Source organism: Actinospica durhamensis (assembly GCF_018139695.1).
GTDB classification, from domain to species: domain Bacteria; phylum Actinomycetota; class Actinomycetes; order Streptomycetales; family Catenulisporaceae; genus Actinospica; species Actinospica durhamensis.
Genome location: NZ_JAGSOG010000006.1, coordinates 33,762 through 47,657 on the forward strand (window position 1 = coordinate 33,762; position 13,896 = coordinate 47,657).

At 72.4% G+C, this 13,896-nt stretch carries 12 protein-coding genes; all 12 read left to right on the forward strand.

Features of this window, described 5'->3' with window-relative positions:
- Positions 1 to 9 precede the first annotated feature (9 nt).
- The 12 genes from KDL01_RS02390 (at position 10) to KDL01_RS02445 (ending at position 13,850) form a co-directional block, all read left to right on the forward strand.
- A complete protein-coding gene (locus tag KDL01_RS02390; RefSeq protein ID WP_212526625.1) occupies positions 10 to 2,238 on the forward strand; it encodes a DUF8189 domain-containing protein in 2,229 nt (742 codons plus the stop codon).
- Positions 2,239 to 2,346: 108 nt separating this feature from the next.
- Positions 2,347 to 3,633 carry an ABC transporter substrate-binding protein gene (locus tag KDL01_RS02395; RefSeq protein WP_212526626.1) on the forward strand — a complete coding sequence of 429 codons (1,287 nt, stop codon included), beginning with the start codon at positions 2,347 to 2,349 and terminating at the stop codon, positions 3,631 to 3,633.
- Entirely contained in the window at positions 3,630 to 4,577 is a 948-nt protein-coding gene (locus KDL01_RS02400; protein ID WP_212526627.1) for a carbohydrate ABC transporter permease, read from the forward strand. Before KDL01_RS02395 ends, KDL01_RS02400 begins: the two co-directional genes overlap by 4 nt.
- A complete protein-coding gene (locus tag KDL01_RS02405) occupies positions 4,577 to 5,461 on the forward strand; it encodes a carbohydrate ABC transporter permease (protein WP_212526628.1) in 885 nt (294 codons plus the stop codon). The genes KDL01_RS02400 and KDL01_RS02405 overlap by 1 nt, the downstream gene beginning before the upstream one ends.
- Positions 5,458 to 7,551, forward strand: coding sequence for an alpha-galactosidase (locus tag KDL01_RS02410; protein ID WP_212526629.1), 2,094 nt, complete (start codon positions 5,458 to 5,460; stop codon positions 7,549 to 7,551). The genes KDL01_RS02405 and KDL01_RS02410 overlap by 4 nt, the downstream gene beginning before the upstream one ends.
- 94 nt (positions 7,552 to 7,645) lie before the next feature.
- Positions 7,646 to 8,434 carry an SDR family NAD(P)-dependent oxidoreductase gene (locus tag KDL01_RS02415; RefSeq protein ID WP_212526630.1) on the forward strand — a complete coding sequence of 263 codons (789 nt, stop codon included), beginning with the start codon at positions 7,646 to 7,648 and terminating at the stop codon, positions 8,432 to 8,434.
- A 42-nt stretch (positions 8,435 to 8,476) separates the two neighbouring features.
- A complete protein-coding gene (locus KDL01_RS02420; RefSeq protein WP_212526631.1) occupies positions 8,477 to 9,187 on the forward strand; it encodes a FadR/GntR family transcriptional regulator in 711 nt (236 codons plus the stop codon).
- Positions 9,184 to 10,332 (forward strand): galactonate dehydratase, encoded by a 1,149-nt coding sequence (gene dgoD / locus KDL01_RS02425; RefSeq protein ID WP_212526632.1) that lies wholly within the window; start codon positions 9,184 to 9,186, stop codon positions 10,330 to 10,332. Before KDL01_RS02420 ends, dgoD begins: the two co-directional genes overlap by 4 nt.
- Positions 10,333 to 10,436: 104 nt before the next feature.
- Positions 10,437 to 11,279 carry a hypothetical protein gene (locus tag KDL01_RS02430; RefSeq protein WP_212526666.1) on the forward strand — a complete coding sequence of 281 codons (843 nt, stop codon included), beginning with the start codon at positions 10,437 to 10,439 and terminating at the stop codon, positions 11,277 to 11,279.
- A 4-nt stretch (positions 11,280 to 11,283) separates the two neighbouring features.
- Positions 11,284 to 11,910, forward strand: coding sequence for a bifunctional 4-hydroxy-2-oxoglutarate aldolase/2-dehydro-3-deoxy-phosphogluconate aldolase (locus KDL01_RS02435; protein WP_212526633.1), 627 nt, complete (start codon positions 11,284 to 11,286; stop codon positions 11,908 to 11,910).
- Between the two features lie 75 nt (positions 11,911 to 11,985).
- A complete protein-coding gene (locus KDL01_RS02440; protein ID WP_212526634.1) occupies positions 11,986 to 12,816 on the forward strand; it encodes an SMP-30/gluconolactonase/LRE family protein in 831 nt (276 codons plus the stop codon).
- A complete protein-coding gene (locus tag KDL01_RS02445; RefSeq protein WP_212526635.1) occupies positions 12,813 to 13,850 on the forward strand; it encodes a sugar kinase in 1,038 nt (345 codons plus the stop codon). Before KDL01_RS02440 ends, KDL01_RS02445 begins: the two co-directional genes overlap by 4 nt.
- Positions 13,851 to 13,896: the final 46 nt, after the last annotated feature.

Below are 13,896 nucleotides of genomic sequence, written 5' to 3' on the forward strand. Positions count from 1 at the left end.
GTCGAGGGCATGTCAGATACGCTCCGCGCACGGCGGCGGCGCTCCCTGCAGAGCGCGCGGCGATGGACTACGGCGGCGGTGGCCGCCGGGATGGTGATCGCGACGGCGGCTCAGGCCGACGCCGCGAGTGCCGGCACCGCGAAGGTGCAGGCCGCGTCCACACATACACACGGTTCGGCGGCGGCCAGGGCGGCTGCCGGGCTCGCGGCCGACACCGGCCAGGGTTCGCCCACGTACTACGACAGCGGCCTGGACCCGACCCCGTACATGGGCTGGAACACCTACTACGCCCTCGGCGGCGCTCCGACCGAGAGCTCGGTGGAGAACGTCGCGGACTTCCTGCTCAGCAGCGGCCTGGCCTCCTCCGGCTACGACTACGTCTGGCTCGACGGCGGCTGGCAGGCCTCGACCCCGCGCAACGCGCAGGGGGAGCTGGTCGCGAACCCGACCGAGTTCCCCGACGGCATCGCGGCATTGGCGGGCTGGCTGCACGCACGCGGCCTGAAGCTCGGCATCTACACCGACGCCGGCGTGTACAACAGCGCCGACTGCGGCCTCGCCAGCGGCGGCCACTACCAGCAGGACGCGGACGAGTTCGCCTCCTGGGGCGTGGACGCGATCAAGGTCGACTTCCTGTGCGGCATCGCCGAGGACATGGATCCCGGTCCGGCCTACGCGCAGTTCAGCCAGGCGGTCGCGCAGTCCGGCCGGAAGATGCTGCTGAACCTGTGCAACCCGCTGACCTCGGACTGGGGCGAGCCGAACCCGTCCTCCTACGACGCCTGGGACAACTACACCTTCGGGCCGACGCTCGCCGACTCCTGGCGCACGGACACGGACATCGCCTACGGCACCCCGACGGCCGGTGAGTTCCCCTACGTCCTGCGCAACATCGACGACAACGAGGCGCATCCGGAGGCCGAGGGCCCGGGCCACTACAACGACCCGGACTACCTCCTGCCGATGCGTCAGCTCTCCGGCGGGGGATACGAGCTCGACGAGACCCAGTCGACCTCCCAGTTCGAGATGTGGGCCGAGATGGGCTCGCCGCTCGTGCTCGGCTCCGACCCGCGGACGCTGCCGACGAGCATGCTCGACGTGCTGGAGAACCCGGAGATCCTGGCCGTGGACCAGGACCCGCTCGACATCCAGGGCGTGGCGATCGACTCGACCTCCACCGGCACCGTGTACAGCAAGGTCCTGTCGGGCAGCGGACGGCGCGCCGTCGTCCTGCTCAACCGCTCGGACACCGCGCAGAGCATGAGCGTCCAGTTCGCGCAGGCCGGCCTGAGCGGCAGCGTCTCCGTCCGCGACCTCACCGCGCGCCAAGGCCTTGGCTCGTTCACCACCTCGTACACGACCACGGTTCCGGCCGACGGCACCGCGATGCTGCTGCTCACCGGCACCGACGCGCTCCCGGGCAGCAGCCTGGGCGGCCAGGCGAGCGCCGATCCGGCCCTGGTGCACGTGAACGACGCCGATTCCGCGGCGTTCGTGCGCGGCGCCGACGGCGGGCCCGAGGAGCAGACCACGACGAACTCCGGAGCGTGGTCCGGCACCTGGACCGAGCTCGGCGGCCCGACCGGCGGCGAGATCGTCGGACAGCCCGCGGCCTATGCGAACGCCGACGGATCGCTCGACGTGTTCGTTCTCGGCACCGACGCGCAGGTCTACCGGAACACGTTCGCCGACGGCGCATGGCAGGGGTGGAGTTCGCTCGGCGGCAGCCTGGCCGACGCCCCGACGGTGGCCTACACCGGTCCGAACGCGTGGACCCTGGTCGGTACCGGCACCGACGGACAGATCTGGACGCTGACGGCGACCGGCGGCTGGAGCGCGCTGAGCCCGCCGACCGGCCTGTCCGTCTACGGCCGGCCCTCGGCGGTGACGGACGGCACGACCACGTACGTCGCGGTGCGCACCGACGACGACTCGGTCTGGCTCGACACGTCCAGCGCCGCGGGGCAGTGGTCCGGCTGGACCGGGCTGGGCGGAACCGTGAGCGACAGCCCGACCCTGCTCGAGACCGAGGGCCGTGTCTACCTGTTCGCCCGGGCTTCGGACTACACGACCTGGGAGGACAACCTGACCTCCGGCTCATGGAGCGGCTGGTTCGAGCGCGCCGAGTTCACCAGTGACGTCTACAACGGCTCCTTCGGAGCCGCGGCCGGCGACGACGGCCACGCCTGGATCACCTACCGCGGCATCGACGGCCAGGTCCACCTGATCGAGCTCTGAACCGGGCTTCGCATCGAACGCCCCGGGCCGCGCTCCGCGCGGGATCGCGGCCCAGGGCCACCGTCTGCTTTCTTCGGGCACCACCTCACCTTTCACCGGGAGTCATCCATGTCCAGCTACACCGTTTCGCGTCGCGGCCTGTTGGCCGGAGCGGGGGCCGTGGGCGCCGCCGCCGCGCTCAGCGGCTGCGCGACGGCCACCGCGCCGGCCGGTTCGACCCAGCAGGGCGGCGCGGTCACCCTCCAGTCGGACCTGTCCTCACCTCTGGCCGAGCAGGCGATGCAGTCACTGGTCGCCGCGTACAGCAAGCAGAGCAAGTACACCGTGAAGCTCAACACGGTCGCGGCCACCACCTACCAGCCGCTGCTCCCGACGTATCTGACCTCTGCGAACCCGCCGGACATCTACACCTGGTACGCGGGCAACGACGCGGACCACTACTCCTCGCAGGGCCTGCTGCTCGACGTCAGCTCCGCCTGGAAGACCATGGACAACTACCAGCCCGCGCTCAAGACCCTGAGCACCGACGCGGCCGGCAAGCAGATATTCGTGCCCACCGACTACTACTGGTGGGGTGTGTTCTACCGCAAGTCGCAGTTCGCCAAGTGGGGCCTCGGCGAGCCGAAGACCTGGTCGGACTTCGTGAACGCGTGCGCGACCATCAAGGCCAAGGGCGCGATCCCGATCGGCCTCGGCGCGGGCACCGGCACCGCCTGGGTGGCCGCGGCCTGGTTCGACTACCTCAACATCCGGCTCAACGGCGCCGACTTCCACCGGGATCTGCTCCAGGGCAAGCACAGCTTCACCGACCCCAAGGTGGTCGACGTCTTCACCACCTGGAAGCAGGTGCTGCCCTACTTCGACCCCAACGGCACCGCGGTCAGCTGGCAGGAGGCCTCGAACCAGCTGCTCAACGGCAAGTGCGGGATGCTGCTGACCGGCACCTTCTTCGCCGACGCGGTGCCGAAGGGCTCGATCGACGACCTGGACTTCTTCAAGTTCCCGGTGATCGACCCCTCCGTCCCGGACGCCGAGGAAGCGCCGACCGACGGCCTGTTCGCGAGCTCCAAGACGCACAACGCCGCGGCCGTGCTCGACTTCATGACCTGGATGGCGACGCCGACGGCGCAGAACCTGTGGACGGCGACCTCCTCCGGCACGGTCATCCCGGCCAACCCGCAGGCCACCGCTCCGTCCTCGGCGCTGGTGCAGAAGGGCAAGTCGATGCTGGCCGAGGCCGCCCAGCTGACCCAGTTCTTCAACCGCGACTCGACCGACGCGCTGCAGAACACGGCGAACACCGCGCTGATCGACTTCATCCAGAACCCCGGCAAGCTCAGCTCGATTCTGACGACCTGGCAGTCCCAGGCGGAGCAGGTGTGGAAGACCGCATGACCGTCGCGACAACCGAGGCGCGACCCGTGACCGCCGCGCTGCGCGCGGCGGTCCGGCCCCGCCGTCCACACCGGCGCGGGCCCTCGCGCCCGTCCCCGCTCATCATCGGGTTCGTCCTGATCCCGCTGCTGGTGGAAGCGGTCAGCGTGTTCTGGCCGGCCATCCAGGGCTTCTACATCTCGCTGACCCACTGGAACGGCGTGAACCCGCCGACCTTCGCGGGCCTGGCCAACTACCGGCAGATGGCCGGCGACCCGGTCTTCCGCAAGGCGCTGGAGGACACCGCGCTGTGGCTGGTGCTCTTCGGCGGGCTGTCCGCGGCCGGCGGGCTCGGCGCGGCGCTGTTCCTGCAGCGCGAGCGCCGCGGTATCGCGATCTACCGGGCGGCGCTGTTCCTGCCCGTCGTCTTCTCGCTGACGGCCACCGCGCTGATGTGGCAGACCCTGTACCAGCCGAACGGCGTGCTCAACGGGGTGCTCTCCGCCGTCGGACTCGGCGGCTGGCAGCACGCGTGGCTGGCGAACCCGAGCACCGCGCTCTACGCGCAGATCGTGCCCGCGCTCTGGCGCGAGATCGGCTACGTCATGGTGCTCTACCTGGCCGGGCTCAAGGGGATCGACCCGGCGCTCTACGAGGCGGCCAAGGTGGACGGCGCGTCGGCCTGGCAGCAGTTCCGGAACGTGACCCTGCCTCAGCTGCGCAGCGTCAACGCCGTGGTGGTCTCGGTGATCATCATCGACTCGCTGCGTTCGTTCGACGTGGTCTGGTCGCTGACCCAGGGCGGGCCCTACAACTCCTCGCAGCTGCTCAGCACGTACATGTACCAGACCGCCTTCGTGAACACCGACTTCGGCTACGGCTGCGCCCTGGCCGTGGCGATCTTCGTGCTCGCGTTCGGCGTCATCGTCAGCTACCTGGTCCGCGCATTCAAGGAGAGCGACTGATGGCCGCCACCGTCTCCCCGGACTCCCTCGCCGCGCGCCCGGCCAGAGCGCGCCGGCCGCTCGGCAAGCGGCTGCGCACGATCGGGTTCCACACCGGCGCGAGCGCGCTCTCGCTGCTGTGGTTCCTGCCGATCGCGCTGATCCTGGTGATCAGCTTCCGCTCGACCGACGACGTGCTCGGCAACGGCCTCAACGCCCTGCCGCACTCCTTCGCCCCGGACAACTACAGCGCGGCCTGGTCCGGCGGCGGGATGCAGCAGGCGCTGATCAACAGCGCGATCGTGAGCGTTCCGGCCGTCGCGCTGACGCTGCTGCTCGCCTCGATGGCGGCCTTCGCGCTCAGCCGCTACAAGATCCCGCTGCGCCGCACGCTGATCCTGGTGATGCTCGGCGGCAACCTGCTGCCCCCGCAGATCCTGCTGGTGCCGGTGGCGAAGCTGAGCCAGGTGTTCGGCCTCTACGACTCGCTGCCCACGCTGATCGCGGTGGAGGTGGGCTTCGGCCTCGGCTTCTACGTGTTCGTGCTGCAGGGCTTCATGCGCACGATCCCGGCCGAGATCCAGCAGGCCGCGCTGCTCGACGGCGCGGGGGCGTTCCAGATCTACTGGCGGATCGTGCTGCCGCTCACCCGCCCGGCCCTTGCGGCGCTCGGCGCGCTCTCGTTCACCTGGGTCTTCAACGACCTGCTGTGGCCGATCACGGTGCTGATCACCCAGTCCAAGATGCCGGTCACCCCGGCGCTGCTGAGCCTGCAGGGTCAGTACGTGTCGTACTGGAACGTGATCGCGGCCGGCTCGGTCATCGCCGCGATCCCGACCGTGGCCGTGTTCCTGCGCTTCCAGCGCCACTTCATCGCCGGCCTGAACCTGGGAGCCGTCAAGTGAACCGTTGGACTCTGCGCACCGCGACGAGCTCCTACACCGTCGAAGTGCCCGAACACGGTCGGTGGGCCGAGCTGTCGGCCTGGGGACCGATCGGCGTGGAGGACGGCCCGTCCCCGCTGGCCGGGCACGGCCGGACCCCGTTCCGCACGGCGGCCGACGCCGCCCCGGCCGAGTACCTCCCGTTCGGGCTGCGGCCGTTCGGCGGCGCGGAACTGGATGTGCGCCGGCCGGGCGGCGAGCGCGGCAGCTGGTGGACCTTCGCCGGCGAGCGGAGCGCGGACGCGGGGGAGCTTCGGCTGGCGTTCGCCGACGAGCAGCTCGGCCTCGAAGCCGAGCTGTGCTACCGCGTCGTGCCCGGCACCGACGTGATCCGGCGCTGGGTCGAACTGGCCAACACCGGCGAGGGCGACCTGCTGGCGCACCGGCTGGACTCCGCCGCGGTCAACGTCCCGGTGTCCGCGGGCGCCCGGCTGACCTACCTGGTCGGGCAGTGGGTGCAGGAGTTCAGGCTCGAGCAGGTGGAGCTGGAGCGCGGCGGGTTCGCCCTCGGCAGCACCCAGGGCGTGTCAGGCCACGAGTACGCGCCGTGGCTGGCCGTGCAGGACTCCGCGGACGCGGACGGCCCGGCGACGCCGACCTGGGGGGTCTCGCTCGCCTGGTCCGGCTCCTGGCACATCGACGCGCAGGTGGACTCCGGTCGGCTGCTGCGGGTGCGGGCCGGCCGCGAGCCGCACGAGGGCGAGGTGCTGCTGCCCGCCGGCAGTACCCTGACGACTCCGCACCTGCTGCTCGCGTTCAGCCAGGAAGGCCTCGGCGGCCTGGCCCGGGTCTGGCACGCGCACGAGCGGCTGGAGAGCGGGGAACGGGGCCTGCGGCCGCGGCCGGTGCTCTACAACTCGTGGGAGGCCACCGGATTCGACGTGGAGCAGGACGGGCAGCTCGAGCTCGCCGGCATCGCCGCCTCGCTCGGCGCCGAACTGTTCGTCGTGGACGACGGCTGGTTCACCGACCGCCCCGACGACACGGCCGGGCTCGGCGACTGGGAGCCGGACCCCGCGGCGTTCCCCGACGGCTTCGGCGCCTTCGTCGAGAAGGTCCGCGGTCTCGGACTGGACTTCGGCCTCTGGGTGGAGCCGGAGGCGGTCAGCCCCGGATCGCGCCTGCTCGCCGAGCACCCCGACTGGGTCTACGGGATCGACGGCCGCCCGGTCACGCTGATCCGCAACCAGCTCCTGCTCGACCTCGGCCGCGAGGAGGTCTGCGCGCACGTGCTCTCCTGGCTGCGCAAGCTGCTGACCGACTATCCGATCAGCTATCTGAAGTGGGACATGAACCGCCCGCCGACCGAGCGCGGCCGCCGCGGCGATCCGCTCCCGCGCGCCCTCGATCTGGACGCCGGGCACGTGGCCAACTACCACCGGATCCTGAGCACGCTGCGCCGCGAGCATCCGCACGTGCTGGTCGAGGGCTGCGCCGGCGGGGGAGGGCGCGCCGACGCGGCCGCCGTCGCCGCCACCGACGTCGTGTGGCCCAGCGACAACACCGGCCCGCAGGACCGGCTGGCGATCCAGTACGGCTTCCTGCACGCCCACGCGCCGCAGGTGATGAGCTCCTGGGTCACCGATTCCGCAGGGTACTTCGACACCCGGCCGCGCTCGCTGCGCTTCCGCTTCGTCACCGCGATGGCCGGCGTCCTCGGCATCGGCGCCGACATCAGGGCCTGGTCGGCTGAGGAGCGTGCCGAGGCCGCGCAGTGGATCGCGCGCTACAAGGGGTGGCGTGAGACCCTGCACCGGGGCGAGGTCCATCTCCTCGGCGCTCCGCGCGAGGACACCTGCGGGGTGCAGTACTCGGCCCCGGACGGCTCGCACGAGATCGTCCTGGCCTGGAACAGCGGCGCGCTCGGCGGGCTGCCGCTGCTGCCCGGGCGCCCGGACCGGCTGCGGCTGCGCGGGCTCGACCCCGCCGCGCGCTATCGGGACGAGTCCACCGGCGTCGAGTACGGCGCGATCCATCTGACCCATGCCGGACTTCCCTGCGCGTGGCGTCCCGGATTCGACGCCGACGCGGTGGTACTGCGGCGATGCTGAGGGCGCGGCGCACCACGCCCGAAGCGAGTAAAGATGCTTCATTACTGTACGTCTGATCAGAACCCGGTGTCCGGGAGTGAGGAGCCAGCGCCCGATGAGTGAGCGTGCAAGCGGCGGCGCGGCGAGCGGCGTGTCCGTCGGCCCGGGCGGAGGCGGGGTCGCCGTGGTCACCGGCGCCGCGTCCGGGATCGGGGCGGCGACGGCCGAACGCCTCGCGGCGGACGGCGCCGCCGTCGTCCTCGCCGACACCTCGGCCACGGGTGAAGCGGTCGCCCGGCGGATCACCGACGCCGGGGGCCGCGCGGCCTTCGTGCGGGCCGACGTCGCGGCCGAGGCGGACTGGGCGCGCGTCATCGAGGCCGCACACGCCTTCGGGCCGGTGGACGTCCTGGTCAGCAACGCGTTCACGGTCGACGTCGCCGCCGCGCACGAGACCACCCGCGACTCCTGGGACCGGCAGCTGGGGGTCAACCTCACCGGCGCGTTCCTGGGTGTGCGCGCGGTCCTGCCGGAGATGCGGGAACACGGCGGCAGCGTGGTGCTGGTCTCCTCGGTGCACGCCCGCTTCGGCCTGCCCGGCCACCCGGCCTACGCCGCCACCAAGGGAGCGCTGCTCGCGCTGTGCGGTCAGCTCGCGGTCGAGTACGCGCCGCGCGTGCGCGTCAACGCCGTCCTGCCCGGACCGGTGATGACCGCCGCGTGGGACAGGGTCGAAGAGGCCGACCGCGAACTGAGCATCCGCTCCACCCCCGCCGGGCGCTTCGGCACCGCGGCGGAGGTGGCGGCCGCGGTCGCCTTCCTGGCCGGACCCGAGGCCTCGTTCATCACCGGGGCGAGCCTCGTGGTCGACGGCGGCTGGTCCGTCGCCAAAGCCTCGGCCTGAGACTCAGTCCTGGAACTCGAAAGAAGTAAGGACACGTAGGACATGTCGCTGTATGGAAACCGCGGGGTGCACGGCCAGACCGTGGACACCATCGCCCGCCGCGTGCTCAGCGGCACGCTGCCGGAGGGCGCCACGCTCGACCTCGGCGAGCTGCAGGAGGAGCTCGGCGTCAGCCTGACCGCCCTGCGCGAGTCGCTCAAGGTGCTGGCGGCCAAGGGACTGGTGGACGCCCGCCAGAAGCGAGGCACCTACGTGCGCCCGCGCGCGGACTGGAATCTGCTCGACCCGGACGTGCTGCGCTGGCAGTTCAGCGCGGAGGCCGACACCTCGCTGCTGCGCAGCCTCGACGAGGTGCGCGGCATCATCGAGCCGGCCGCGGTGCGCCTGGCCGCGGCGCGGCGCACCGACGAGGACCTCGCCCGGCTCGACGCCGCACTGGAGGCGATGTCCGGCGCGGGCACGCCGCGCGCCGAGGTCGACGCGGACCTCTCCTTCCACCGCGCGCTGCTCAGCGCGACGCACAACGAACTGCTCGACCGGATGCAGACCGTGCTCGAGTCCGCGCTCGCCGCCCGCGACCAGCTGGTGCACGGCACCGCGGACGTGTCCGACGACCCGGTGCCCAGCCACCGCGCGGTCCTCGACGCGGTGCGGGTGCGCGACGCGGATGCGGCCGAGGCGGCCATGCGCGCCCTGCTCGACAAGGCGGTCACCGACGAAGAGCGGGTGCGCCCTGGATCGGACGGCAAGTGAAGATCACCAGGATCGAGACCTTCCTCGTCCCGCCGCGGTGGCTGTTCTGCCGCATCGAGACCGACGACGGGCTCGTCGGTTGGGGCGAGCCCGTGGTCGAGGGGCGCGCCGAGGTGGTGCGCGCCGCGGTGGAGGTGTTCGCCGAGTACCTGATCGGGCAGGATCCGCTGCGGATCCAGGACCACTGGCAGGTGCTGACCAAGGCCGGCTTCTACCGGGACGGTCCGGTGCTCAGCAGCGCCGTCGCAGGGATCGACCAGGCCCTGTGGGACATCGCGGGCAAGGCCTACGACGCGCCCGTGCACGCGCTGCTCGGCGGTCCGGTGCGCGACCTCATCCGGGTCTACGCCTGGGTCGGCGGGGACGAGCCGGACGAGCTCGCCGACGGGATCGCGGCGCAGGTCGAGGCCGGATTCACCGCGGTGAAGCTGAACGCCTGCGGACGGATGTCGCCGATCGCGAGCTCCGCCGAGGTCGACGCGGTGGTCGCCCGCGCGGCCGCCGCGCGCGAGTGCCTCGGTCCGGACCGGGACTTCGCGCTGGACTGCCACGGCCGGTTCACCCCGGCCACCGCGCGGCGCGTGCTGCCGGAGCTCGCCCCGTTCCGCCCGCTGTTCGTGGAGGAGCCGGTGCTGCCCGAACACCAGCACGCGCTGGCCTCGCTGGTCGAGGCGAGCCCGGTGCCGCTGGCGACCGGCGAGCGAATATACGGCAGAGCGGGCTTCCTGCCGGTACTCCAGGCCGGGACGGCCGTCGTGCAGCCCGATCTCTCGCACGCGGGCGGCATCAGCGAGGTCACCCGGATCGCCTCGCTCGCCGACACCTTCGGCGCGCTCTTCGCCCCGCACTGCCCGCTCGGACCGATCGCGCTGGCCGCCAGCCTGCAGGTCGGCTTCGCGACCCCCAACCTGCTGATCCAGGAGCAGAGCCTCGGCATCCACTACAACAAGGACGCCGACCTGCTCTCCTACGTCGTCGATCCCGAGCCGTTCCGGTTCGTCGACGGACACGCCGTGCGCGGGCAGCAGCCGGGGCTGGGGGTGACCGTGGACGAGGCCGCCGTGCGCGCCGCCGACCGCGACGCCGCGCACAAGTGGCGCAACCCCGTCTGGCGCCACCCCGACGGAACCCTGGCCGAGTGGTGAGCCTGAGCACGCGCCGGCCCCAGCCCGATGCCGATGCCGACGCCGATACCGATGCCGACGCCGATACCGATGTCGACGCCGATACCGAGGCCCAAGCCGTCGCGCTGACCGTGCGGGTGGATGCCGGCCACGGCGGCCGGTGGACCTCGCTGCACGGCGGCGGACGGGAATGGCTCTGGCATCGCGACGAACCGCGGCGTGCGGGCGTGCGCGTCGGCGACGACTTCGCGGACGCCGGCGGGTTCGAGGAGTGCGTCCCGACCGTGCGCGGGACGCCGGACCACGGCGACGCCTGGAGCAGGGCCTGGACCCCCACCGGTGCGTCAGGGCTCGACCACGTCGTGCATTGCGCCGAGTTCGAGCTCAGCCGGCGCATCGAGGTGCGCGGGGGAGTCGTCGTCGCCGACTACCGGCTCGTCGCCGAACCCGGATTCCGCTTCCTCTGGGCCGGGCACGCGCTGCTGGACCTGAGCAGCAACGCTCTGCTTCGGATCGAAGACGGCGTCACGGCGCGCGTCTACCCTGAAGCGGCGCCGCACCTCGACCGGCCCTGGCCCGCCGGCGCCGGCTGGATCGAAGGGGACTGGCCCGCACCCGCCGGTGTCCGCCTGGACACCCTCGGCCCGGACGACGGCAGCGCCATCGGCGCCGTGATGTACCGGCCGGGCCGGGCCGGTGAGTCCGCGACCGCCGTCGTGCGCGACGGCACCGACAGCCTGCGCATGTCCGTGCGGGCCGAGGGACAGCCGACGGGCATCGCGCTGTGGCGCAACCTCGCCGGATTCCCACCGGAAGGGCCGTACCGCAGCACCGGCGTCGAACCGATGCTGGGCCGGGTCTTCGACCTCGCCGACGCCGGCGACGGAGACTGCGCGCTCACCCCGGCGTCCGGAGAAGTCCGCTGGCGCCTGACCATCGCCGCCCACCGTCACGAAAACGGAGCCTGAGACCATGGATCTACCCGCCCTGCTGCGCGAGCGGCGCCTGCTTGCCATCGTGCGCGGTGGACACGCCGAGTCAGTCCTCGAAACCGTCCTCGTGCTCGCCCGCGAGGGCGTCGGCCTGATCGAGGTCTCCCTCACCTCGGACAAGGCGCTCGAGGTCATCTCCCGGGCCCGCGCCGAACTGGGTGCCGAGGCCGTCCTCGGCGCCGGCACGGTCGTCACCGCCCGGGACGCGCGCGAGGCCCAGGCCGCCGGCGCCGAGTTCATCGTGACCCCGGGCCTCGGCGACGGGGTGCGGCAGGCCCGCGACCTCGGCCTGCCCACGATCGCCGGCGCGCTCACCCCCACCGAGGTGATCGCGGCCCGCGCCGCCGGCGCCGACGCGGTCAAGCTCTTCCCCGCCTCGGCCATGGGCGGTCCGGAGTATCTGCGCGCCCTGCGCGCCCCGTTCCCCGAGGTGCCCTTCGTCCCGGTCGGCGGCGTGGACGCCCCGGCCGCTCGACGCTACCTCGAACTCGGCGCGTTGGCCGTCGGCGTCGGCAGTCCGCTGATCGGCGACGCCGCGGACGGCGGCGACCCGGGCACGCTGCGCGCGCGCATCCGCGCCTTCCTCGCGGCCGCCGAGATCGCCTGATGGCGCAGGGGCCTGCTTCGCCGTGGACCGAGCGGCTCGAGCTGAGCGAGGGTGCTCGCTGGGTCGGGGCGTCTCGTGCTGGTCGACCTGCTGCGCGGACGCCTGCTCGCGCCCGACCCGGCCGGGACCGGGACGGCCGTGCTCGCCGAACTCGACGAGCCGCTCGGCGCGGTGGCCCCGATCCACGCGAGGCCGAACGCGTGGATCGCGGCCGTGGGCACGGGTGTGTGCATGCTGACAGGCGTGGGCACGGACCGGGTCGACCTCGACTGGATCGTGCGCACCGCGCCCGGTCCGGCCGCGATCCCCTCGGCGGCGCTGCGCGTCAACGACGCGACGGCCGATGCCGCGGGCCGGTTCTGGTTCGGCACCATGGCCTATGACGCGACCGCGGACGCCGGCTCGCTCTATCGCGTCGACCGCGACGGCACCGTCACTCGGGTCCTCGACCGGATCTCGATCCCGAACGGCCCGGCCTTCACCGAGGACGGCGCGACGATGTACCTCGCCGACACCGGGCGCGGCCTCGTTCACCGTTATCGCGTCGACGCGTCGACCGGCGGCCTGAGTGAGCGTGAGCTCTTCGCCGACTTCGCCGACCTGCCGGGCGGACCCGACGGGATGACCGTGGATCGCGAGGGCGGGGTGTGGGTGGCGTGTTGGGGCAGTGGGACGGTGCGTCGGTATCTGCCCGACGGCAGGCCCGACCGCGTCGTGGAACTGCCGGCCGAGCAGCCGGCGAGCGTGTGCCTCGGCGGTCCGGACGGGCGGCTGCTGTACGTCACGACGGCGCGCTACGGACTGAACGCGCCCGCAGAGCACGACGGCGCGGTCTTCACCGTGCCCGTCGACGTGCCCGGTTTCCCGGCCGCGGCCTTCCGCAGTGAGAGTGGGGTGCCACGATGACCGCGCCGGAGCAGGATCTCACCTGGCGGCCCCCCGCACGCGACGGGAGACACACCGTCGCCTGCGTCGGCGAAACAATGGTCTCCTTCTTCCCGCCGGACGAGGCCGCCCTGGACACCGCCGACACCCTCGCGCTCGACACTGCGGGCGCCGAGTCCAACGTGGCGATGTACCTCGCCGACCACGGCATCGACGCGCGCTGGGTGTCAAGGCTCGGTGACGACGCATTCGGCCGCCGGGTGCTGCGGCGGGTGAGCGAAGGCGGGGTCGACGTCTCGGCCGTGCGGACGGATTCGAGGCGGCCCACCGGGCTGCTGTTCAAGAGCCCGAAGGACCCGGCGAGGAACGGCGGCACGCGGGTCTCCTATTACCGGAAGGGTTCCGCGGCCTCGGCGATGGGACCGTACGTGCTCGACGAAGCCGCGCTGCGCACCGCGAGCCTGTGGCACTTCACCGGAATCACCCCCGCGCTCTCGCCGACCTGCCGGCGCCTGGTGGAAGCCGCGCTCGGTGGCGAGCGTCCGACCGTCAGCTTCGACGTGAACTACCGGCCGGCCGTGTGGCAGGAGAGCGCGGCGCCGCTGCTGCGCGCGCTGGCCCAGTCCGCCGACATCGTGTTCGTCGGACTCGACGAGGCGCAGGAACTGTGGGGAAGCGCCCTGCGCGAGCCCGGCGACGTACGAAGCCTGCTCCCCTCCCCGAGGATCCTGGTCGTCAAGGACGGCGCGCGATCGGCCACGGCGTTCTTCGGCGACGCGCAGGCCCGCGTACCCGCGCTCGCCGTCGACGTCGTCGAACCGGTCGGCGCGGGCGACGCGTTCGCGGCGGGCTTCCTGACCGGCATCCTGCGCGGAGAGCCGGTGCACCGCTGCCTGCGGCTCGGACACATCACCGCCGCCAGCGCCCTGTCCGTACCCGGCGACCACGGCCCGCTCCCGGCCGCCGGGGAGATCGAGGACCTGCTCAAAGCCTCCGAGCAGGACTGGTGCTCCACCCGCTGGGCCGCAGGGAGCCGGGCGGGGTGCGCGGCGTGACGGCCCCCGTCCGCGGCGTCATCTGACGATGCGGATTTCGCATTTC